Raw genomic sequence first — 22,538 nt, 5'->3', positions numbered from 1 at the left:
AACATACTCTCTTACCAGGAGCAAAAATGATAATAATAAAGTCATACCACAAAAATATACCCAAAAAGAACTTAGAGAAAAATAATATCCCCTCAAAAAATAAAAGCTTCCCCACTGAAAAGAACTCCAATGAAGACCGAAAATCCAGCAGGCAACAAAAGCCTAATAAAAGTGACAACCCGACACCAGAATAGCTATACACCTCCTACTATTTGCACCTTAAGCTATTAATTAAAATTCTGGCACGGACTTAAATTATGGCACATCGCCGCTCAAAAAATAGAGTATTCTTAATGGGCAGGGTAACAATTGACTTTGAGAGTATTGCCTCAAGAAAAACTGCAATAGCATTCAATGTCACTACCAGTGAAACTTGGTCTGACCGCCAATCCGGAAAAGCACAAGAAAAGACAGAAACACATCGCTGTATTGCGTATGGAAACAAGGCTGAATATCTGCTTAATTATGGCCGCAAAGGCTCGCTGATTGATCTAGAAGGAAAGCTGCAGCATCGAATGAGAAAAGATCAGCAAGGCAACGATCGTACTACTGCGGAAATTGTAATTAAGGATGTGCAAATTATTGATGATTGGAAAATTGAGAACTGTTAGTTAAATTATAACCCCTTATAACCTTCTTGATAGAGCATGCAGATATCATTCCCTTGAGTAATTCCGGCATCAGTATGAAAAGGAGTTTCAATAAAATGACCACCCTACTCTACTGTACATCCAGGTTTTATTATAAGTCACTATAAATTTCGCCCCTTCATTAAAGCGCCAAAACCGGAATATGAGAAAAACTTATGGGCAGTGGTTACTTCGCATGCTTATACTACTGAGTACATCTACTGTACTTGAGTAAGACCAATTTAGGTACTAGCACCTTGGCACCCCACATCTTAGTTGCGACAGTCATGCCTCTACTAATTAGGTTGATTTAGATAAACCTTTTGCACGAGCCCCTCAAAGTCATTTTCTCAACACAGAAGTCCACAAATATTACGAAATAGTTAACGCTATATTTCATGAGACTGTAGAAACAACTTTTAATAGCTTCGTGAGATCAGTTTCTCACTATACGCCATCTCTGTTTGACCCGATCAACAACAAGGTCTTACATTGCTGAACGAATTTTGAAGTTCGAACAGCCAGCATCCATTATTTCTTTTAGCCAATAATAATTTAATATGCGGCATCACATGAAACTTATAGGACCCCCTAAATTATATGATTAATTTTTAACGAAATATGTTCTTCCTCCAAAGAGTTACTTCTATTTGGTCAAAAAAAATAATATAGGACTTGATCATGAAGCTCAAAAAAATAGGTGTATGTATCGCACTTATGTTTGTTCTAATCTTACCAGCATACGCCCATGCAGGATTGTGGGACAAATTTACAACCTGGGTTGTTGATACTTGGGACACTGTTGAAGTGAGAGTTGAAGAGGTTATTGAGGATATAGTTACAACGGTAGAGGATGGTGTAACGGCAGCAATTGGTTTCTTTGTAGATACCGGTGAATGGATATACGATGGACTAACGACCGTGGTTGAAGGTTCACTTAATTTCTTCTACGGCGTTGCTGATGGTACAGTCACGGCATTAAATTACTTCGGCTTGGATCTCGATATATCGGACTGGTTCACCACGGGGGGGCAGAATTCCGAGGACGGCGCGCGGCAGTGGAGCCTTACAGACTATGATACTTTCTCGCATCCTGCATATTTAAATGCCTTCCGTGATCGGCAGATGGCTTATATCGAACGCGTTCTTGATTCAGCCAAAGACGAACCTAATAACGATCATTATGTACTCAGGGCTTATTTTGATTTACCACTGGATAAAGAGGCTCTGGCTCGGGGGCTGACCGATCTTTTTACACCAGGAAAGCACGCTTACAAAAACCCTGATATGCGCCTGATAGAATATATTAGGCTATTGGCGGAGAGTGATGAGTACGATGATATTATCCTGAGTGAAATTATCAAACTCCCTTATTGGCAGGATGAAGATACTGAAGGAAAGCGAGTTTACACTTCTGAAAACCACGTACTTATGTGGCTATCTTCCAGCTGGTTACTATCTGAAATGGAAGGTTGGGATATAGGTGGCGGGCCCGAAAAACTAAGGGAGCGTCTCGTACGTTATCTGGAGGTTAAAAAGCAGTTTGGAGTATATGAGTCCACTTCAAATGTCTATAGCCCATTTTCCCTGACAGCATTATTAAATTTATACGACTATGCCCAGGATACAGAGATTAAAATCCTGGCTGGACAGGTTGCCCTTATTTTTCTTAATGATATCGCTATGGTCACCAACGACCTTGGTGCTGCTATAGCCGTCGATTCAAGGACCTATGAGGGTGTTCACCAAGATCTTAATTTCTTGAATAATAAGTTCGCACGATATACCGCTTTGATTACTGGCAAAGGTCCACAAGATTTTACGGGTAGTACCCATATGGATATTTTTGCCATGACTACACTTGATGTAAGCAGTGTTGCCTATAATCGCCTTGAAAAACTGAATAGTGAGATTAACATAAGCTATTCTTCAGGCCATCCTATCTCAGAAGTTGATACCGTATGGGCTGGGTTGGACCTCCAGGATAAGTTGATTTTCTCTCAATCTGCCGGCGCCTATGCCCATCCAGAACTCATTGATGAGATGCTGGAATATTACCTGAATCCACTTGCCGGTCTGAACTTCTTTTTGGAAGATTTGATTGTGGAGTCTAACCTGGCAGATGACGTAGTCGATATGTCAGGTGTTCTTCTTACTGAAACCAGTGCACCTTTCACCACAAGCTCAGTTATTTCAGAAAAAACCATGGATCTGTATCGCCATGGCAATGTGCAATTATCCTCATACCAGGATTTCCATGCGGGGAATGCAGGTTGGCAGCAGCTGCCCTGGATAGCAACAACCGGTACCATACCGGTTTATACTCGGTCAGGTGCGGAATACGGAGGCTGGAAGGCTGGTGGCCAGGAGCAAATGAACACGCACTTACCCTATATAAAGCAAAATGAGAATGTAGCCCTGGTTTTGTATAAACCTGCGATGGAGCTGCGCTTTATGGATGGTGTTAACAGAGCAACGGACTTTTTACCTGTAGATGACTTTCTAACTGCACCAGTAAATTTGCATTGGCCAACGGAGCAATTCGATGAAACAACCAGTTTCCAGAACTGGCTGTTTGCACGTGAGGGTGATGGTTATGTGGCTGTTTATCGTCACTGCCTGGATACCAAAACCTTTATTCGTAATGAGGAGGTTGTAGAAATTTACAGCTGTAGTGCTGATGAACAAGTCTGGGCAACAGTTGTTGGTAATACCCAGACTCACGAAAGCTTTAGTAATTTCATTTTCACTGTTTCGCAAGCCAAGATCAAAAGCAAATGGTACTGGAGCTGGGCAGAGACCCGCCATGTATGGGAGACAACTTTAGAGGTCGATGGAAAGACCTTAAGTTTTGGCTGGGAAGCAAACGTAGATGATTTGACTGATAGAGAAATGTGGGAACTGGCCAGTGCTAATAACACATCTACTATCGAAATGGCTTCGGTGAGTGGATTCCAGGTCAATAATGTAACAGACACAGAAACTAATACGGGTCATGGTAACTGCGAGAGTTCAAACGATGTGCTTTTACATCAAAATGTAAGCTTTAACGGTTTTGATCCAACAATATTACGTATGGCAGAGGCCGATAACGGTGAATGCTATCTGATTAACGTAGAAGACCAGTCACAAGATATGGAATTGATCCATGAAGGTGAAAAGGTCGATGTAGTGCGTTTTACTAACCGGCGCTTTGTTGGTGGTGAGGCTGATAAGGCTAACGGAATAAATCACGAATGGACCACTATAGAGTTGGACTTCAGTTATGAAAACCCTGTGGTGTTTGCTTCAGTCATTGGTATTGCCGGCACTGACCCGATAACAACTGAGATTCGCAATATCACTTCAACCAGCTTCGATGTGCGTGTTGCAGAGTTTGCCTGGAACGACGGCATCCATACATCGGAAGTGGTGCATTATGTGGTGATGGAGGCTGGTAGTTACTCAATTGCCAATGGATTGAAGCTTCATATTGGCGCTGTTGCACTGGAAGATAATTTGAGTGGCTCCCCGGACTTTGAAACTGTCGGGGTCGACTTACAGGATTACTTACTGATCAGCCAAGTACAAGGTAGTGACAGGGATGAAACACTAAGCACACGTGTCAGAAATAAGAAAACTGGCACATTTGAAATGAGCCTGATGGTACAGGAGGCAAACAGTAATAAAGAGGAAACTATAAAGGCAGTTGTAGGTTATATGGCTGTCGGAAAGCCCCCAGTTAAATCCTTAAAAGTGGCACTTAAAGGAGCCCATGGGAAATATCTTGGCGCGGCAGGTAATGGAGGTAATGGAAAAACAGCCAACGCCAATGCCTCAGTAATTGGCAGCCATGAGACTATTGTCCTTACAGGAAATAGCCTGCAACAGGGTTGCCTGATTGACGGGGATGAAGTGTGGCTGCAAAGCACCGATGGTTATTATTACAGTGCCCAACAAAGTGGTGCTTTAGATGTCGATAGAACCGCTCGGTACAGCTGGGAAACATTTAAGTTGATCAATCACTCAGACAATTCGGGCTGTTTACAAAATGGTGACGTAATTTCCTTATACAACCCGGAACATGGTAACTATATCGTTGCGGAATCAGATGGCCGGGCTAATGCGAATCGCAAAGCATTAGGTTCCTGGGAGAAATTTGTTGTTTACGACCTAAACGGTAACTAACAAGCACCAAGCGGGCACCCACACCCATTCTTACTGGGTTTGGGTGCCCTAATCTTGGGGGATTATGCATCTAGAAAATTATTTGGTGGGCTTTTCAAGCTCCAAATTTTGGCTCCGGGAGCCCCTGAACACCAAGGCCATGAATAGCAAAAATACTACCTGGCTGCGGGTGGCGGGCCAGCTCCTCAGGAGTTACAAATGATTGCTGTGAAGTAACGTAGAGCGTTTCATAATTGTCGCCACCGAATGTGACACAGGTGGGACTCCGGATCGGTAGGTCAATCTCACGGTCAAGGCGGCCCTTAGGGTCAATCCTTAAAATCTTACCGCCAAGATTCAAAGCAAACCAATAGTACCCTTCAGCATCGACTGTTGCGCCATCTACAATCGCGGGCTTGCGATCTTCAACTGAAAAGAATGGCCTTCGATTGCTGATATGGCCCTCATCCATATCCAAGTCAAATACATAGACCATACCACCAATGGTATCGCCGAAGTACATACGAGTGTCCTCCGGATCGAAGGCAATCCCATTGGAACATACAAAGGAAAAGTCCTTAGCAACCTTGCGCACGCTAAAATCAGGCTCAAGACAATATAAATGAGAGACTTTACCTTTCAATTGCGTATCCATACTACCGCACCAAAAACGCCCTCTTCGGTCAATTTTTCCATCATTTAACCGGTTTTGGGATAAATTCGGTTCCGGATCAACAACTGTCTCAAACTCTCCTGTTTCGAGGTCAATGGTGCAAAACCCAGTATTGGCAGCGCCTACTAACCCTCTCCCCTTACGGAAACCAAAGGACCCTACCTGCTCCGGCATTTCCCAGGTCTTTCTTTCACCAGTAGAGATGTTTAGCCGCCGAATCGATGGCCGCCGAGGCCCAGCCAAATCAACCGAAGGGCCGACATGATCCGCCCAGTAGATAGAAGTATCTTCTGCATGCCAGATGGGTGTTTCTCCCAATCCATCATTACACTCCCAAAGGCATTCAATCTCCATTGTCAGAACCCTTCTTAATAGTTTCAGTAAGTCTTAGACTTGAAATTTGGATGGAATAGGAACATCAATATCCTCAGTATGTAGCAATGCAGCCTCTATTCCAGCATGGACACCAAGTGCTGAGGTCTCTCTGGACATGCTGGGTGTACCAAGGTTTTCGGGCAAAGCTGCTACTTGAGGTAATTGCGGAAGGTGAATCCACCCTGCGCGTATATCCAGCTGATTGCTGGCAATAAAGTGTAAAACGCCATACATCAAGTGATTACAGCAAAAAGTGGCGGCATTATCCGAAATATCTGTAGGCACTCCAGCTTCACGCATTGCCCTAACCATAGCTCTGAGAGGAAGATTACTACGATAGGCTACCGGTCCATTGGCAACCGTAGGTGCGCCCTGCATCTCTACGCCACGATTGTCCTTCAGGTTATATCGAGTAGAATCGTTAAAATTTTGAGCAATTCGCTCTACAGTAACCATCGATCGCCCACCATATTCACCCATCATGATCACTATTTGTGGACGGAACTCATCTATAGCGCTAGTTACTACGTCAATACACTCAAAGAAGCTACTAGGAACCAGGATTCCAAATACATCTGAATTCCCAATACGGGTACCATCCAAAACACGCATTACCGACTCTGCAGGATTTATTGGCGTATGCCCGAATGGTTCAAAGCCGGTCACTAAAACCTTTTTCATGACAATACTCTTTGAGTAGTTTGAAATTGGCCTTCAGAAATGTGTTGTCTGATTCTATTTCTCAAGAATAGAAACTATTAAGGCCGCAGGCTTAAAAGAAAGGCTTTGCTGATGTGTTTGATTGGCACAATATGCCAATTAAGAGGCTGTTTTGAACCATAGATCTTTAAAAAGACAGCAGAAGCGTTTTCAGGTAGACGTGAACTGGGGCCCCATTAACTAAAGCCCTATCTGTAGGCTTATACCTGGGCATGTCGTCCAATGCCTGGCGACACGCGCCCTCACTGAAGGTGGGTGTATTTAACACCCACCTTCATATCACACCCCCTGTAATGCGCCACCAGCAAGTGTGATACGGTGCATCAGGCGGAACTGGCCTGGATAATCATTTTCCGCGGAATGCCAGGTAGAGCGGTTATCCCAGAATGCAATCGACCCAGGCTCCCAATTAAACCGACAGGTAAATCCATTGGTAAGCACATGGGCGAACAGGTAGTTAAGGAGTGGCCTGCTCTCCTCCGGGGTCCACCCCTCAAAGCAAAGGGTGAACCCTGGATTGACGTAGAGAATCTTGCGCCCAGTATCAGGGTGTTGTATCACTACCGGATGTATTGCCTCGCCCACATCATCAACGCCGCCAAGTTGCGAAGCAAGGTCTGTCGACTGGTAGTAACCGTCTTCACCATAAACATGCACATTAGAATGCACGGCTCTTAGTGTTTCCAGCGTCTTCTTAAGACCGTCGGACAAACTTTCATAAGCTTTTTGCAGATTAGCGAAGTGAGTATCGCCGCCGGTTTCGGGCAGCTCCCTGGCTACAAGGATGGAACCTAAGGCGGGTTTTTGATCATAAGAGTGGTCTGTGTGCCAACCGCCGCCAATATTAGTCTCCTGATCTTTTTCCTTGCGTACTTCAGCAATGCCAGGATATTCCTGTGTGTGTGTGAAAAACTTATTTATAACAATTTCACCCCAGCGGTGGGCGAAGGTTAGATGATCATCGGGGGAAAGGGACTGGTTACGAAAAAACAACACACCATGGTCGGCGAAGGCTCGGCGTAGATCACCAAGCTCGGCATCGGATAAATTGGCCAGCTGTACGCCTTCCACGAGTGCACCACAGCCTTTTGAATACTGGGAGATGTTCATGATAGGAATCGCTTTTTTTAGATGTCCCCCGCATAATAAATTATTCAGCAAGATGATCAACCCGATATAATGAACTTCAGGCATTCCTTAAAATAATGTCAATTCATCTACAGATTCAATCATTAGCCTGCTTCAAATAGTTGCTTATATTTCCTAACTCTTTAAGGTTGATATTAACGCCATCCTATGTACATATTTGACCTATGACTACCAAGATCCCATTGTCATTTTCATCTAAATACGTGATCATTTTGGGTATAAACATTCAAATTTACAGAGTTAACCTATGATTTAGCATTGCTATTTCGAGCAGTGTGAGCTTCCTATATTAAAAATTAAATAATAACTACTAAAATAAAAGCCAAAGAATAAAGATATTTACATAAATTAACAAAGTTTAAAGCTACTGAGATGTAGTGAGCAAAGACTTAAAAATTCATTTCTCCAGGATGCATATAGATACTGGCATAGGATTGGAAAAAGCTGCCCAATTCCAGCAGGTAAACTATTTTATTCAAACAAATTCTATCGCGTATCCTATTGTTATTGCTTGGGGTTTTACTCACAGATTGATAATGATGGTTGGACACAAGGTTGCAATTAGAGGGTCGTCCGTGCCTATCTATAAACACTGTGGTCTATAAGTAATCTAACGATACAAGTTACTTTTGCGAAAATCCGCAAAAGTGTGCCATTTACTGCCTGAGAGTTCAAATTTCCATCATGTTGCCGCTAAAAAATAAGCGCATTCTCTCCTTCGAAACCTGGGGAGCAGGTTCCTTCCATGGCACTCTGTTAGCCATGCTGGGCGCCGAAGTAATTAATATTGAGGATCCCAAACAAAGCGGGAACCCCTTAAGAAGAATGGGCACATTATTCCTTGATGAGAGTCAGGAAGATAATGAATCTGGCGAGTCTACTTTGCACAATAAGAAGAGCCTGGCCCTGGATATCAGGTCGGCAGAGGGGAAAAAGGTCTTTCTCAGTCTTGTTGAGAAATCAGATGCAGTAATCGATAACTTCCGCGGTTCCCTGCCGGAAGAATTAGGAGTTATTTATAGGAAGTTAAAAGTCGTCAACCCGAGAATCGTTTGTACACATCTTTCAGGGTATGGCCGGGACAATGAAAGGAAAAGTTGGCCTGGCTATGACTTCCTTATGCAGGCTGAAACGGGCTGGATGTCTGTAACCGGCGAGCCGGGATCAATACCTACCAAAGTTGGTGTATCTGTTGTTGATTTATTAGGCAGCGTGTATGCCGCCCTGTGTACAGTCTCAGGACTGCTGCGTACCGAAATCACAGGAAAAGGTGGCGACTTTGATACTAACTTGTTCGATGTTGCACTGAACTGCTTGTGCTATCAAGGCCTATGGTTTCTCAATGAGGGGATAGTTCCAGGAAAGCAGCCTCGCTCCGCACACGCATCACAAGCACCGTGCCAATTGGTAAAAACCGCCGATGGCTGGTTCTATGTAGCTTGTTTAACACAGAAGTTCTGGGAGATTCTGTGCCAAGAACTGGGGGATGATTCTCTTAAGCACGATGCACGTTTTCTAACCAACGAGAGTAGAATGAAGCACCGGGAGGAGCTAACGGCATCGCTTGACAATCATTTCCAGAAGAAAACAAATGCTAACTGGGCTGCCCAGATGGAAGGTAAGGTTCCCTGCGCACCCGTTTATGATATTGCACAAGCCCTGGACAACCCCTACGTCCGCAACAACGATAAAATTCTCTCTGTTCCCTACTCCCGTAGTACAGATCGCAAAAGTATTGAGTTCCTCTGTGCGCCTTTTTCTATACCGGGTACGCCCTCGGTGGAATTCCAGACAGCACCTCTTTATGGTGAGAATACACGAGACATTTTAATTGAAGCTGGAATAACAGAGAAAGAAATCAACAATCTCCAAAAAGCTGGAGTTATCTTTTGCCAATAAAGTAAATTCACAACAACATCGAATCTATATCAACTTGACCACTTTTACAATTAGGAGACCTGTTCCGCATATCCTTGATTACCTTAAGCACAGTTCATGTAAAAATTATTTTAAATGGTTGGCTATTTCAGGCAGTATTCCTTTCAGGTGCAGTCAAAATCAAGATTGATTTTTTAGAGCAAACTTTATTAAATACGGAAAAGATTAACTAAAATTTTTTCAACTTATACTCTGGCCCGGAAGGCAATCACAATGGATATAGAAGTACTTGAAAACCCAGCACAAGAATTAATCGACTTTCTGGATAAAAAACTTGATGAATTCAACTGGAGAAACTGGGAAGTTAAAGAAAGGCTTCCCCTTGCTGTTCAGATTAGAAATGCCTCTGGTGAAGTGATAGCCGGAGCAGCCGCAAGGTCATTCGGTGATTGGCTATTACTAGACACTTTGTGGGTATCTGAAGAGCTAAGGGGGCAAAATATTGGTAGCCAACTATTGAGCAAAATTGAGATATCCGGTAAACAACGTGGTTGTAAAAAATGCTTACTAGATACTTTGAACTTCCAGGCCATGCCATTCTATAAAAATCAGGGCTATGAAGTTAAGTGGGTTCAAGAGGGATACCCTAAAGAAGGATGTAAGTACTTTATGGTCAAGGAGCTGTAGTCTGAGCAAATAAAGAGGGCTGGCATAGTGCCATCCCAGATTCACTCAAACTTGAACACAAGGATAAGTATCAAGGAGCGGTCGCCCTATTGACTGTCATTGACGGAAAATTAATCAAATGATCCCTATCTTCAGCTGGAGACAGCTAATTGAGATAACTTCACTGAAAGTTTCAGCTGTTTAGGCTAATTTATCTTGTGAATTTGGGCACCTACTGACAAAAAGGATAGCCTGATGCAAATAAAAGCGCCTACAACATCAGATGCCCCAATGTGGGACCTCTTAATGGGTAATTACACCTTTGCCTGCCTGATGGTCTCAGCTCAGCTTGATATAACTGGGCTTATTGACGGTGGCTTTGATACCTGCGAGAAGCTGAGCAACAAACTGCAATTAAGCCGTAAAGGAATCTACCTGTTTATCTTGCTGCTTCAACACTTAGGGTATATCAATGTTACACGCAATCAATTAAAAAATACGGAACTCGCCAAGCAGTATCTGGATAGGAATAGCCAGTACTACTGGGGAGAAGTTCTCCTGGATCCGTTCAATATTTATAATGTAAACCATCTTAATAAAAAGATTCTCACCAGCCTGAAACATGAATACAAGCTTGAATGCAGGGGTCGCTCTGTAACAGATATGTGGCGACATGATGAAATGGATGGTGATTCAGCGGCGGCTTTCACCCACCTGATGCACTCACAAGGTTTTGCCTCAGCTGTTTCAGCGGTTCAGAATGGTGCCTTTAGCAATATTCAAACCTTACTCGATGCTGGTGCTGGGTCAGGCACTATCGCATTGGCATTTTGTGATGCATATCCGGAACGCAATGCTCTTCTTTTTGATCTTGCTACTGTCTGTATGACAACCAAAGAATATGTAGACAAGTTTGCTAAGAAGAAGCAGATAAGCATAGTAGAGGGAGATTTCTTCAAGCAAGATTGGCCAACTGGTTGCGATGGGGTCTGTTTTAGCAATGTGCTGCACGATTGGAAACCAGACACCAGCATAGAGCTATTGAGTAAGGCTTACGCGGCCTTGCCAAAAGGCGGTAGTGTCCTTATTCATGACATGCTCTTTAATATAACCAAACTTACTCCAGTTTTATTTAGTTTTCATCTTTTCATGAATCATGGAGCGCAACTCCTCTCTTTAGAGGAACTATTCCAGTTACTTAATCAAGCAGGATTTGAGAACCCTCAATGTCATAAAGCACTTGGGTATTTTGCCGTAGTCTCAGCTATAAAGCCGTAACTTAAACAATGGGAGAGATTCTAATGTCCATTGGGCATTTAGACTGGCAAGAAGTCTTATCACAGGCTCAAAAACTTTCCCGGCTTGGCGCTTTGACTGTGCCTGATTCCGCCTCAAAAATTGAAGACCTTCACATCAGCGGCCCCGAAGAAATTCTCCAGGTATCAAAAGCGAATGCAATTACGGCCGGCGCAATCTTGATGTCTAGTGGAGGTACGACCGGAAAACCCAAACTTACTTACACTCCCTATCACCAAGCTACTGCGAGACTCCTAAGGGAATGGAGACCTCTTGGGCCAGACAGCGTAGTACTAAACCTCTTCAATCCCGGCCGCTTGTGGGGAGCCCACTATTTTATCCAGACCCTTGCCGAGAAAAGCCAGTCAGTAAGCGCACCCACGGGCCCATTTATCCCATCGGAACTCACAGCCTGGTTAGAAGTATTACAAGATGTTGGCGTAAATACACTAGCTGGCGCACCTACAGGCCTCGCCGACTTCGCCCAGGGGCTAAAAAACTCAGGCGGTAATCTCCCTATCCATACGATCATTTGGATGGCTGAACCCTGGACGAAAGCCAAATACGATACTGTACAAAGCGTGTTTCCAAACGCTGGCTTCTGGTGTGATTACGGCTCCGTGGAAACCAATAGTATTGCAATAAACACGCCAAAATGTGACTTGGAAAAGTATCATTTGCTTGAAGGACAGCTCATTGAGCCGAGCGAGCAGGGTGCATTACTCACCCGGATAGGTAACGACTGGACGGTGCCATTAATACGCTATCGCTTAGGAGATTTAATACAGCAAACCGCTTGTCGGTGTGGCCGCCCAAGAGCGTTACTGGTTGAGGGGCGTGCAGACGATGATGTGAGCCTATGTAGTGCACTATTAAGTGTTGGGCACATACTTGATATCGCTACAAGGGAGCATGACGTGGAGGAGGCCCAGCTGGTTCTCACCCAAAATGGGGAAACACGTAAATCTGCAAGCGAGCTTACATTGATATTTACCGGCAGCGCCGATCCCGAAGTGATTCGTAATCGAGTGTTGACAAGGATTCACAACCTGGCATCGGTTGCACAGCAATACCCTGGAGCCTTTATCGTAAAGCAAGTTGAAAGGCTGAGGAGAGTCAAAAGGACTAACAAAGTGCCTCCCATCGTTCATATAAGTGATAGCAATAAATAGACCTCTCTGGTTTTAGTGCTCAATGTAGGGGGGTGAGTGCTGTGTTTAATTGATAAGGAGCTACCCTTAATGTAAAAGGAAAATGACCATGTCACTATCAAGCCTCCTTATACCCACATATATACAAATGTTACAGGCTTTATCGAGCTGGCTGGATAAGGCCTGTAAGCAGCTCCCTGAAAAAGAGGCTCAAGAGTTGCTGTCTGCCAGACTCACACCGGATATGTACCCTCTTTCATCCCAAATACGCTTTGCGTGCCTGCAAGCTCAAGAGGCCCAATTTCGCTTGAGAAGAGAGCTTTTTCCCGACCATTTAGACCACTTAGCACGCGAAGGTCAGAACGCAGGGGCTCAACCAGGTTCTATTTCAGAAGCTTGCACGCGAATCAACGAAGCACTAACAGTTCTGCGCAGTCTTGAACCCGGTGCGCTTGATATGTGTACTGATCAAATGATCGAATTAGAGCTTCCAAATGGAATGACTTTCGATATGACAGGCGAGCAATATGCGAGAGATTGGGCCCTTCCCCAATTCTATTTTCATCTTAATACAGCATATGCCATTTTAAGGGCGCAGAAGATTGATCTTGGAAAAGCGGACTATGTCCAGCATGCATTTACTTATCTTAGGATCTACCATCCTGAACACGATTAATATATAACTATTCAAGCATTTATCAGAAACTCCTGTATACCTCACACTTTTTCACAAAAGAATTGCTTAACTTACAGACCAAAATTAAACACCCAAATCGTCAATAGGAAAATATAAAATAGTATAACAATGAAATTTAGAATTAATTTAAATATACTATTCGCCGCCATCATATTATGCCCGGCCCTTATTGCCTGCTCTCAGAGAATTGCCAGCCTTATAGAAAACTCAGAGAGCTTTCCTTTTACTGAAATAATCACCACAGAGAAAATTGAAGATTTAGGTTTCAATAAGGAGAGGTATTGCCCAGCAAAAAAAGATGTTTGCATCAGCTATTATTATGGACCACCTTTAAACAAACAAAAACTTCAATACTCTGTCAAGTTTGAGGCAGATGGCAATGAAAGTATTGTAAACCTTAATTTAAATAGGGATTCTTTAGAAAAGACATTTTCTGGCACTGTATTTTTATTACATGGGTTTCGTGCTTCCAAGGAGTTCATGCTGAATTCAGCACTATATTTTCGCTTTCTTGGATTCCAGGTTGTTGTCCCAGATCTTCTCGGCCATGGTGACTCAAGTGGTAACAAAAAATATGGGGTTGATGATAGTAGGTATATTAACTCCCTTTTCGATAAACTGATCGAAGAAGGAGTAATCAAGGATGAAGATATATATATTGTCGGGAGTTCAATGGGTGCATTAACAGCTGCATACATCTCTAATATGAGAGTAGATATCAGTGGGGCTATTTTATTAGCGCCAATGCTCCAATTTGATCAGGCCTTATATAATTACGCGAGGGTTAGTCACCCATTGCTTAGCAGAATTATCCCAGAGAAAGACATTCGTAAAAGTGCTACCTTAGCTCTGAAAAAATCGAATATTGACCTGGATCAAACAAACATATTACCTCTTATAAAGTCCTCAAAGGTCCCTGTGCTTCTAATATCCTCAGATTCAGATCGTATTTCTCCTTACAGCAACTATCAGGGCCTAAATAAAAAAAATCTCGAGTTAATCCAAGTTCACAATAGGAATCACTTGAGTATGACTACAATAGGACAGAACGAGCATAATGCAGTTATCAAGTGGCTCAATACAAATAGCGCATATTAACTTTAGGGCCAGCATACTTTCTAAAGTCATTGAATCAACAATTGCCCCATTGAAATTTTTATTGGGAGCATAAGAATTGTACTTTAATGCAATGGATATTGGATCTCCTTAGCCATACCCCACATTTTGTAGTCTGTCGGCATTTTGGAAAGATAATTCAGTGTGCGGTAGATAAGGCTTTTTTCCATCTGATCTACTCCCAAAGATTTGCTCCACCCTTCCGCCGCCAGCCGGTAACTCATAACGATCAAGAGGAACTTTTGTTCGTTGGATAGGCCACTACCATGTCCGTTTATGAGTAAGTGCATTGATACAAGATCATAATCCAGGTCAAATTTGGATTCATTAACTTGAATATTGATTTGCGCAGAGCGCCCAGACACAGAAGTTCCGCGAGCCACTATCTGCATATTATCAAGATAAAAGGATACATAGGCATTGTTGGCTTCGGAGTTGTTTACATATCGCCCTCGTAGGGCCAATTCCCTGATCTGCCTTCTGGATATTTCACCCCTCAGCCAAAGATCAGTCATTTTCGCGATTGGACTGTAGTTTTGTGGTTCGGTCACAAAGTCTTCAGATAGGGCGGGCAGTGAAAAGAGAAATGCGACAAGACAAGTTAAGATCCATCTTCCAGCCATTGTTACTACCACAAAATCAAGGCCTTGCCACATGATCAATAAGCGAGTTATCAATCATAGGTAAGTATAATCAAGAATGAAAAACCCAAGTGCCTCAATGCGGGAAGCTAGAAGCCCTGACCGGCGTTTGAAGAGTACCTAATTTTTCGCCTCTGCAAATCCTTTTTCCTTCATATCGTTTTGAGATTGGCTTTAACCAGTCGATATCGGCTCCTTGGGCTTTTTACAGCCCAATCGAAAGCAGTCTAAGAGGGATCTCTACAAAATTGACGAGAGTCATTACAGCTCCTTGAGCCCTCGGCAGAACCATTTACCCTAACGGGATGCGCACTACCGTTTCCTTTACTTAGTGTCATAGGCCCTAGAGTTACAAAATGGGCTCGATTATCTCGCCTTTGTCGAACAGACTGTCCTTGTTGTATGATTTATAGGTAATGAAGAGCTACCCATCCACATTCCGCGCCAAGCTAGTTGCAATGGCGGCCCTGCTCCTGCTGATGTTCCAGGTGCAGACCGTGCTCGCTTGCGAAATGATGGATAGCCCGGAGCCGGCAGCAGAATGCTGTTGTGACCACTTGGCCAAAGGCTCTCAATCAGATGAAGATTGCTGCGAGTATGATACCCAGGTCTCCCTCAAGACCTCATTAGATGACCATGAAGTCGCTCTCACTGCCGCCTTCCTGCACCTTGAGTTACCCCAGTTAGCACCTCCGCCATCCTATCGGTGGCCCCAGATTTTGGCTCCGCCAGCGGAATCACCTGACTTCGAACCCCTTTCTTCTCATGCCTCTCCAGGTAATCGTACCTGGCTTGAAACTCTGCGCTTGCGTATCTGATCACTCCCTCTCTCTGATGTGCGAAATATCCCGCAGCCTCATTGTTGCTGACGGGCTTCAGAAAGATTGTTCCAGGAGTGAACCCTTTGATTTCCCAACAAGCCATTGCTACCCCCAGTAGCAAAGAAATGGTCGGTGCCTTTGGCGCCCAAATGCTCATCACTTCCTTTTCTGGAGGTGTGTTATGAGCCGCTCAAAAATGCTGGGCTTAGTTGCTTTCGCTGTATTTCTGGCGGTCGGTACCGCTTTCTATTGGAAGAAAACAGCCGGATTGGTTGTATCCGACAGTGTGGAGTTTATTCCTGCTGGCCCTTTCCGGATTGCGGTATCCGTGGACCCACTGCAGCCTCGCGCTGGCAAGAACCAGATTCGTATTGAAGTGAGAGATATGGAAAACCGGCCAGTTACAGGCGCTGAAGTCCGCGCAGTGGCTGAGATGCCTGCCATGGGAGCCATGCCGGCAATGCGTGCTCAAGCCGAAGTCTATGAAACCAGCCCCGGAGTATTCTCAGGGGAGATAGAGCTAGCCATGGTAGGCTCTTGGCCCATGGTGGTTGATGTGGCAACTGGCCACGATCGCCATGTAGACCTGGCCTTTGACATGAGCACCAATCGCAAAGGCTTGCGCTTAAAGTCAGCACCGGAAGCCTCCGATACTGCTTATTACACATGTGCCATGCATCCTTCTGTGCGCGCTGCAGAGCCCGGTACCTGCCCCATCTGCGGTATGGACCTGCAGCCAGTTAGCCACGATGAACTCAAAAGTGGCAGCATCGTGGTAGATAGCGGTCGGCGCCAAGCTATTGGCATCAAAACCGGCATCGTCGAACGACAGCCTTTCACCCTACCCATCCACCTGCACGGCCAGGTGACCTATGACGAAACCCGTTTGCGGGATATCAGCCTGCGCTTCGACGGCTGGATTGGTGAGTTGGATGCGGATTTTGAAGGCAAGCAGGTTGAGCGTGGCGAAGTACTGTTCTCTGTTTACAGCCCGGAGCTACTCGCCGTCCAGGATGAATATCTGAAAGCGCGCCGCCGTGGCGATGCCTTGGAGAAAGCGGCGCGAAGGCGCCTGCTTCTGTGGGGACTATCAGAAGAGCAAATCGACTGGCTGGTTGAACAGCAAAAAGCTCAGGACTATATCCCGATCTTCGCACCTGCCGGTGGTGTCATTATTGAGAGGAACATCGTTGCGGGTTCTGCATTCAAAAAGGGGGACAACCTCCTTCGTATTGCCGACCTCAGCCAGGTTTGGATCGAAGCCCACGCCTACGAAGATCAGCTGCCGCTGATAGAAAAAGGGATGCCGGCCAAGGTGCGTCTAACCAACGTCTACCATGAAGAAATCCCAGCCACTCTCACCCAGATTGACCCTTTCCTGAATCACAGCAACCGCAGTGCACGGTTACGTGTGACCCTGCCCAATACCGACGGTGAACTTCGGCCAGGGCTGTTTGCGGACATCATGTTGAGTGCCGAGCTGGGAAATCTCCTGGTGGTACCCAGGGATTCAGTGCTGATTTCCGGTAAGAAGCGTATCGTCTTTCGGGACCTGGGCCAGGGCCGTCTGGAGCCCGTACAGGTACGCACTGGTTACGGTGACAGCGAACGAATTGTGATTCGTTCTGGCCTCCAGGCTGGGGATAAAATTGTCACCTCTGGGGTATTCCTGATCGCGGCAGAAAGCCGCCTCAAATCAGGGGTACAACAATGGTAAATTCCGAACCCAAAGGGCTGATTGCCCGAATTATTGGGGCCTGTGCCGGTAAGCCCGGGATCACTCTGATGCTTGTTGCTATCGCCGCCCTGGCCGGATATCGGGCGCTAACCAGTGTTCCCCTGGATGCTATTCCGGACCTGTCTGACGCCCAGGTGATTGTGATGACAGACTGGCCAGGTCGCAGCCCGGATCTGGTGGAGGATCAAATCACCTACCCGCTTTCCACCGCAATGCTAGGGCTGCCCAAGGTCAAATATGTGCGGGGCCAGAGCTTTTTCGGTCTCAGTTTTGTCTATGCCATCTTTGAAGATGGCACGGATATTTACTGGGCCCGTTCACGGGTTCTGGAGTACCTCAACCAGGTAGCCGACCAACTCCCAGAGGATGTTCAGCCTACTCTAGGCCCCGATGCCACTGGAGTCGGCTGGGTGTTCCAGTACGCACTGGTTGATCGAAGCGGTAACAACGACCTGCAAGAGCTACGCGCGCTGCAGGATTTCAAATTGCGCTATTGGCTCACTTCTGTCGAGGGCGTTGCCGAGGTCGCCTCGATTGGCGGCTACGAAAAGGAGTACCAGGTCCAAATCGACCCCCATCGCTTGCAGATGTTCAAGGTCCCACTTGGCAAAGTGGTCGAAGCTATTCGCCGCAGTAACAACGATACCGGAGGGCGGGTATTGGAGATCGCAGGCCACGAGCACATGGTGCGAGGGCGCGGCTATATCCGCAGCATCGATGATCTCAAAGAGGTAGTGATCGGGGTCAATGCGGCAAAGATTCCGGTAACCTTGGATCAAGTAGCGGATATTACCCTGGGGCCCGCAATGCAGCGCGGCATTGCCGAACTGGACGGCGAGGGCCAGACCGTAGGTGGCATCGTAGTGATGCGCTACGGTGAAAATGCCCTAAAGGTTATTGAGAGAGTTAAAGAGCGTATCGAGCAAATCCGTGCAGGCCTACCAGAAGGCGTTGAGCTGGTAGTAACCTACGATCGCTCACAATTGATTAATAGCGCGATCGACAATCTCAAAAACACCTTGATTGAAGAGATGCTAGTGGTCGCCGCCGTGATCGCTATTTTCCTGCTCCACGCCCGCTCCGCATTGATAGCTGTAATCACTCTACCGATTGCTGTTTTACTGGCCTTTATTCCACTGTCCCTACAAGGGCTTACCGCCAACATTATGTCTCTGGGAGGTATTGCCGTAGCCATCGGTGCCATGGTGGATGCGGCAGTGGTAATGGTGGATAACATCCACAAAAAGCTGGCAGCCGATGGCGATAAGGAGTTGTCTCCGGGCGAGAAAAGAACGCTAATCGTTCGGGCAATGCAGGAAGTCGGACCGAGTATTTTCTTCTCCCTGATTATTATTACGGTTTCTTTCCTGCCGGTATTCGCACTGGAAGCTACCGAGGGCCGATTATTCAAACCCCTCGCCTATACCAAAACCTACAGCATGGCTTTCGCCGCCCTATTGGCAATCACCTTGATTCCAGCCCTCGCTGTACTGCTAATGCGCGGGAAAATTCGCACCAGGGAAAACCCAATTTCCCGCGCCTTAGTTCATACACTGCAGCCAGTGATTCACTTCTGCGTACGGCAACGCAAAGTTGTAGCCACTCTCGCAGTATTAGCTCTGGTTTCCGTGACCTACCCCATCAGCAAGTTGAGCGGTGAATTTATGCCACCGCTCAATGAAGGCAGTATCCTGTATATGCCTACCGCGCTACCCGGAATGTCCGTTACCGAAGCGGGAAAAGTTTTGCAGCAAATGGATGAAGAACTGAAAACCTTTCCGGAAGTCGAGCGTGTCTTTGGCAAAATTGGCCGCTCCAATAGTGCTACTGACTCTGCACCACTATCCATGGTGGAGACAGTGATTACCCTAAAACCCAAGAATGAATGGCGCCCCGGTATGACCTGGGACCAGCTGCTGGCGGAAATGGATGAAAAGCTGCGCTACCCCGGTATGCCCAATATTTGGTGGATGCCAATCCAAACCCGTACTGAAATGCTCGCCACAGGGATTCGCAGCCAGCTGGGGATTAAAGTCTTTGGAGATAACCTGGAGGAAATTGAGCAGACTGCTTTGGCCATCGAAGAGGCTTTGCGCAGCGACCAGCGCACTGCGGAACAAACCCGTAGTGTTTTCGCCGAGCGCCTAACCGGCGGATACTTCCTGGACTTTGATATTGATCGCGCGCGGGCGTCCCGCCACGGCCTAAATGTGCAGGATATCGAGGATGTGATTGCCGCAGCAGCGGGCGGCCTGGCCGCAACCCAAACCATTGAAGGCCGCGAACGTTACGATGTACTGGTGCGCTATGCCCGCGACTATCGGGATACTCCCGAACAGCTGGAACAAATCCTGGTCCCCGCCTCTGATGGCTCCCAGGTGCCCCTGAACCAACTGGCTGATTTGGATTTCCGAACCGGCCCACCCATGATTCGCAATGAGGATGGGCAACTAGTTGGCTTGGTTTTTGTCGACCTGAAAAGCGATATCGGCGTCGCAGATTATGTCAATCGCGCAAAGCAGGTTGTCGCCGACCAGGTTAACTTGGTTCCAGGCCAACGTATCGCCTGGGCCGGCCAATACCAATACCTGGAGCGCGCCAAGTCCCGCCTGCAATGGTTGGTACCCCTGACTTTGTTGGCTGTATGCTTCCTTTTATACCTGCATCGCGGCCGGCTGTCCGACACCCTGTTTGTGCTCACTGCCATGCCAATGGCACTGATCGGCGCCTTCTGGCTGCTATACCTGCTCGACTACAAACTGAGCGTTGCTGTATGGGTCGGCATGATTGCCATGGCTGGTCTCGCCGCTGAGATGGGGTTATTAATGCTGCACTACTTATCTGCCGCCGGAAATAACTCTGAGCGCGGCAATACTGCGACTGTTGCCCAAGCAGCAGCTGGACGTATTCGCCCGATGCTAATGACCAGCCTGACACTGTTAATTTCATTGATACCAGTGATGATTTCCGATGGCACCGGCGCAGACGTTATGAAACGGATTGCAGCGCCCATGGTGGGCGGCACCATAACCACACTGCTATTTGTGCTGTTAGTAATGCCCGGAGTGTTCTACCAATGGAAGGCTCTCGAAGGTAAGCAAAGCCGACGCTAGTAAATTGGGGGACCGGGTTTATGCGGTGCCCCAATACTCCTCTCGTAGGAAGGTAATCTGGATGGGAGTTCCTTAGACTGGAAAAAGGTGATTCATAGGTTTCCCCAGGGTTAACTGTTAAAATTCCTTACAAAATTTATATTGCCCAGACTGTAAAATTGCAGCGACAACAAATGCTAAGAAAGTGAAATTCACTTTACTGGCTGCTTGTGTAATGCGCCTATTTGACATTTAACGACTCCAGGATTTACCTTGACCACACCTTTTTCCGACCTCCCCCTAAACCCCGCCCTGCTGAAAAACCTGGCGTCACTCAACTACAAATCCATGACCGAGGTTCAGGCCAAGACGCTCCCGATCATGCTGGATGGCAAAGATGTTATCGCCCAGGCAAAAACCGGTTCCGGAAAAACTGCGGCTTTCGGTTTGGGGGTGCTGCAACGGCTCAATGTCGGCCGGTTTCGGGTTCAATCGCTGATTCTGTGTCCGACACGTGAGCTGGCAGACCAGGTTGCCCATGAACTGCGCCGACTGGCGAGGGCAATTCACAACATTAAGATTCTCACTCTCTGCGGCGGCATGCCCTTCGGCCCTCAAATCGGCTCCCTGGCACATGGTGCACATATCATCGTTGGCACCCCCGGGCGTATCGAAGAACACTTACGCAAAGGAACGTTGTCCCTTGAGAATGTCGATACGCTGGTCTTTGACGAGGCTGACCGGATGCTCGATATGGGATTTCAGGAAGTTATCGATACTATTCTGGCGCAGGTGCCTACTGGACGGCAGTCGTTACTATTCAGCGCCACCTATCCCGATGAAATCGAACGGCTCAGCGCGCGTGTGATGCAAAAACCAGTGATGGTTAAAGTTGATTCTGCGCACAGTGATGAGGTAATCGAGCAACGTTTTTACCGAACTGAGAGTTTCGACGATCGGCTGGAGATGACCCGCCGTATTCTACTGAATGAACGGCCGATCAATACTCTGGTTTTCTGTAATACCAAACGTGAAACCGATGAGGTGGCCGATAACCTGAAACAGGCAGGTTTTAATGTCCTTGCCCTCCATGGTGATATGGAACAGCGCCAACGTAACGAAACGCTGATTCGTTTCGCCAATGGCAGCGCCTCAATCCTAGTAGCTACCGATGTGGCGGCACGCGGCCTGGATATCGACAAGCTGGATGCCGTTATCAACTTTCATATCGCCAAAGATCCGGAAGTGCACACCCACCGCATCGGACGAACCGGCCGTGCCGGTGAGCGCGGTTGCGCTTACTCCTTTTTTGCGGAGAAGGAGGGCCACAAACTGCTACGCATGGATCTGACACAGGATCCGCTATCCGACCCAGATACACCACCACCAGCCAGCATATTGAGTGAACCTCCTTTCCAGGCACCGATGGCTACCCTGCAGATCGATGGCGGCAAGAAACAGAAAGTTCGCCCCGGCGATATCCTGGGTGCGCTGACCGGCGGCGATCGTCCGATAAATGGAAAAGATGTTGGCAAGATAAACGTGCTGGATCAGACGGCTTATATTGCGATTAAACGCAATGTGGCAACACAAGCACTAAAGAAAATTGAAAACGGAAAGCTGAAGGGGCGTAAATTCCGGGTGCGGCGTATTCGAGGATAATTCATTTAATATAATTGAATGATGCTTTTATAGGCCGGCGGCACGTTACTAGTCAACATAAGTAGAAGAACGCATTGCTACACCGATG

General features: G+C 46.5%; 16 protein-coding genes. 12 read left to right on the top strand and 4 right to left on the bottom strand.

Annotated features, from left to right (window positions below; all coding sequences use genetic code 11):
- Window positions 1-257 precede the first annotated feature (257 nt).
- Window positions 258-611, top strand: coding sequence for a single-stranded DNA-binding protein (ssb, locus tag ABWV76_RS05280; protein ID WP_353375446.1), 354 nt, complete (start codon window positions 258-260; stop codon window positions 609-611).
- A gap of 699 nt (window positions 612-1,310) precedes the next feature.
- Window positions 1,311-4,796, top strand: coding sequence for a fascin domain-containing protein (locus ABWV76_RS05275; RefSeq protein ID WP_353375445.1), 3,486 nt, complete (start codon window positions 1,311-1,313; stop codon window positions 4,794-4,796).
- Window positions 4,797-4,890: 94 nt separating this feature from the next.
- Here ABWV76_RS05275 and ABWV76_RS05270 read toward each other — a convergent pair whose 3' ends face one another.
- From ABWV76_RS05270 to ABWV76_RS05260, 3 genes are all read right to left on the bottom strand, one after another.
- A complete protein-coding gene (locus ABWV76_RS05270) occupies window positions 4,891-5,802 on the bottom strand; it encodes an SMP-30/gluconolactonase/LRE family protein (RefSeq protein ID WP_353375444.1) in 912 nt (303 codons plus the stop codon).
- A 33-nt stretch (window positions 5,803-5,835) separates the two neighbouring features.
- Window positions 5,836-6,504, bottom strand: a complete 669-nt coding sequence (pcp, locus tag ABWV76_RS05265) for a pyroglutamyl-peptidase I (RefSeq protein ID WP_353375443.1) — start codon at window positions 6,502-6,504, stop codon at window positions 5,836-5,838.
- Between the two features lie 318 nt (window positions 6,505-6,822).
- On the bottom strand, window positions 6,823-7,653 hold the full coding sequence (locus tag ABWV76_RS05260) for a TauD/TfdA dioxygenase family protein (RefSeq protein WP_353375442.1): 831 nt from the start codon (window positions 7,651-7,653) through the stop codon (window positions 6,823-6,825).
- Window positions 7,654-8,376: 723 nt separating this feature from the next.
- On the opposite strand from ABWV76_RS05260, the gene ABWV76_RS05255 reads away from it, so the two are divergent.
- From ABWV76_RS05255 to ABWV76_RS05230, 6 genes are all read left to right on the top strand, one after another.
- Window positions 8,377-9,591, top strand: coding sequence for a CaiB/BaiF CoA transferase family protein (locus tag ABWV76_RS05255; RefSeq protein ID WP_353375441.1), 1,215 nt, complete (start codon window positions 8,377-8,379; stop codon window positions 9,589-9,591).
- 252 nt (window positions 9,592-9,843) lie between these two features.
- Window positions 9,844-10,257, top strand: coding sequence for a GNAT family N-acetyltransferase (locus ABWV76_RS05250; RefSeq protein ID WP_020415438.1), 414 nt, complete (start codon window positions 9,844-9,846; stop codon window positions 10,255-10,257).
- Window positions 10,258-10,491: 234 nt separating this feature from the next.
- Window positions 10,492-11,514, top strand: coding sequence for a methyltransferase (locus ABWV76_RS05245; RefSeq protein ID WP_353375440.1), 1,023 nt, complete (start codon window positions 10,492-10,494; stop codon window positions 11,512-11,514).
- A gap of 23 nt (window positions 11,515-11,537) precedes the next feature.
- Window positions 11,538-12,704, top strand: a complete 1,167-nt coding sequence (locus ABWV76_RS05240) for an AMP-binding protein (protein ID WP_353375439.1) — start codon at window positions 11,538-11,540, stop codon at window positions 12,702-12,704.
- A gap of 88 nt (window positions 12,705-12,792) precedes the next feature.
- On the top strand, window positions 12,793-13,359 hold the full coding sequence (locus tag ABWV76_RS05235) for a DUF1993 domain-containing protein (RefSeq protein WP_020415435.1): 567 nt from the start codon (window positions 12,793-12,795) through the stop codon (window positions 13,357-13,359).
- Between the two features lie 129 nt (window positions 13,360-13,488).
- Window positions 13,489-14,478 carry an alpha/beta hydrolase gene (locus tag ABWV76_RS05230; protein ID WP_353375438.1) on the top strand — a complete coding sequence of 330 codons (990 nt, stop codon included), beginning with the start codon at window positions 13,489-13,491 and terminating at the stop codon, window positions 14,476-14,478.
- Window positions 14,479-14,561: 83 nt separating this feature from the next.
- On the opposite strand, the gene ABWV76_RS05225 is transcribed toward ABWV76_RS05230, so the two are convergent.
- Window positions 14,562-15,152, bottom strand: coding sequence for a hypothetical protein (locus tag ABWV76_RS05225; protein ID WP_353375436.1), 591 nt, complete (start codon window positions 15,150-15,152; stop codon window positions 14,562-14,564).
- Between the two features lie 401 nt (window positions 15,153-15,553).
- Between ABWV76_RS05225 and ABWV76_RS05220 the strand changes: the two genes are divergently transcribed.
- From ABWV76_RS05220 to dbpA, 4 genes are all read left to right on the top strand, one after another.
- Window positions 15,554-15,955, top strand: coding sequence for a hypothetical protein (locus ABWV76_RS05220; protein ID WP_353375435.1), 402 nt, complete (start codon window positions 15,554-15,556; stop codon window positions 15,953-15,955).
- A 184-nt stretch (window positions 15,956-16,139) separates the two neighbouring features.
- On the top strand, window positions 16,140-17,675 hold the full coding sequence (locus ABWV76_RS05215) for an efflux RND transporter periplasmic adaptor subunit (protein ID WP_353375434.1): 1,536 nt from the start codon (window positions 16,140-16,142) through the stop codon (window positions 17,673-17,675).
- Window positions 17,669-20,809, top strand: a complete 3,141-nt coding sequence (locus tag ABWV76_RS05210) for an efflux RND transporter permease subunit (RefSeq protein WP_353375433.1) — start codon at window positions 17,669-17,671, stop codon at window positions 20,807-20,809. Before ABWV76_RS05215 ends, ABWV76_RS05210 begins: the two co-directional genes overlap by 7 nt.
- Window positions 20,810-21,061: 252 nt before the next feature.
- Window positions 21,062-22,450, top strand: coding sequence for an ATP-dependent RNA helicase DbpA (dbpA, locus tag ABWV76_RS05205; RefSeq protein ID WP_353375432.1), 1,389 nt, complete (start codon window positions 21,062-21,064; stop codon window positions 22,448-22,450).
- Window positions 22,451-22,538 lie beyond the last annotated feature (88 nt).

Origin of the sequence: Microbulbifer sp. NBRC 101763 (assembly GCF_040371615.1) — a bacterium.
GTDB lineage: Bacteria > Pseudomonadota > Gammaproteobacteria > Pseudomonadales > Cellvibrionaceae > Microbulbifer > Microbulbifer variabilis.
The sequence above is the reverse complement of the archived record's forward strand: the minus strand, read 5'-3'. Positions and strand labels throughout refer to the sequence as shown.

What these genes read in the sequence shown, in the direction of transcription:
- ABWV76_RS05210 (WP_353375433.1), top strand. Translation starts at nt 17,669, where the DNA reads ATGGTAAATTCCGAACCCAAAGGGCTGATTGCCCGAATTATTGGGGCC.
- ssb (WP_353375446.1), top strand. Translation starts at nt 258, where the DNA reads ATGGCACATCGCCGCTCAAAAAATAGAGTATTCTTAATGGGCAGGGTA.
- ABWV76_RS05215 (WP_353375434.1), top strand. Translation starts at nt 16,140, where the DNA reads ATGAGCCGCTCAAAAATGCTGGGCTTAGTTGCTTTCGCTGTATTTCTG.
- ABWV76_RS05270 (WP_353375444.1), bottom strand. Translation starts at nt 5,802, where the DNA reads ATGGAGATTGAATGCCTTTGGGAGTGTAATGATGGATTGGGAGAAACA.
- ABWV76_RS05260 (WP_353375442.1), bottom strand. Translation starts at nt 7,653, where the DNA reads ATGAACATCTCCCAGTATTCAAAAGGCTGTGGTGCACTCGTGGAAGGC.
- ABWV76_RS05230 (WP_353375438.1), top strand. Translation starts at nt 13,489, where the DNA reads ATGAAATTTAGAATTAATTTAAATATACTATTCGCCGCCATCATATTA.
- ABWV76_RS05240 (WP_353375439.1), top strand. Translation starts at nt 11,538, where the DNA reads ATGTCCATTGGGCATTTAGACTGGCAAGAAGTCTTATCACAGGCTCAA.
- ABWV76_RS05250 (WP_020415438.1), top strand. Translation starts at nt 9,844, where the DNA reads ATGGATATAGAAGTACTTGAAAACCCAGCACAAGAATTAATCGACTTT.
- ABWV76_RS05220 (WP_353375435.1), top strand. Translation starts at nt 15,554, where the DNA reads ATGAAGAGCTACCCATCCACATTCCGCGCCAAGCTAGTTGCAATGGCG.
- ABWV76_RS05275 (WP_353375445.1), top strand. Translation starts at nt 1,311, where the DNA reads ATGAAGCTCAAAAAAATAGGTGTATGTATCGCACTTATGTTTGTTCTA.
- pcp (WP_353375443.1), bottom strand. Translation starts at nt 6,504, where the DNA reads ATGAAAAAGGTTTTAGTGACCGGCTTTGAACCATTCGGGCATACGCCA.
- ABWV76_RS05255 (WP_353375441.1), top strand. Translation starts at nt 8,377, where the DNA reads ATGTTGCCGCTAAAAAATAAGCGCATTCTCTCCTTCGAAACCTGGGGA.
- ABWV76_RS05245 (WP_353375440.1), top strand. Translation starts at nt 10,492, where the DNA reads ATGCAAATAAAAGCGCCTACAACATCAGATGCCCCAATGTGGGACCTC.
- ABWV76_RS05235 (WP_020415435.1), top strand. Translation starts at nt 12,793, where the DNA reads ATGTCACTATCAAGCCTCCTTATACCCACATATATACAAATGTTACAG.
- ABWV76_RS05225 (WP_353375436.1), bottom strand. Translation starts at nt 15,152, where the DNA reads ATGTGGCAAGGCCTTGATTTTGTGGTAGTAACAATGGCTGGAAGATGG.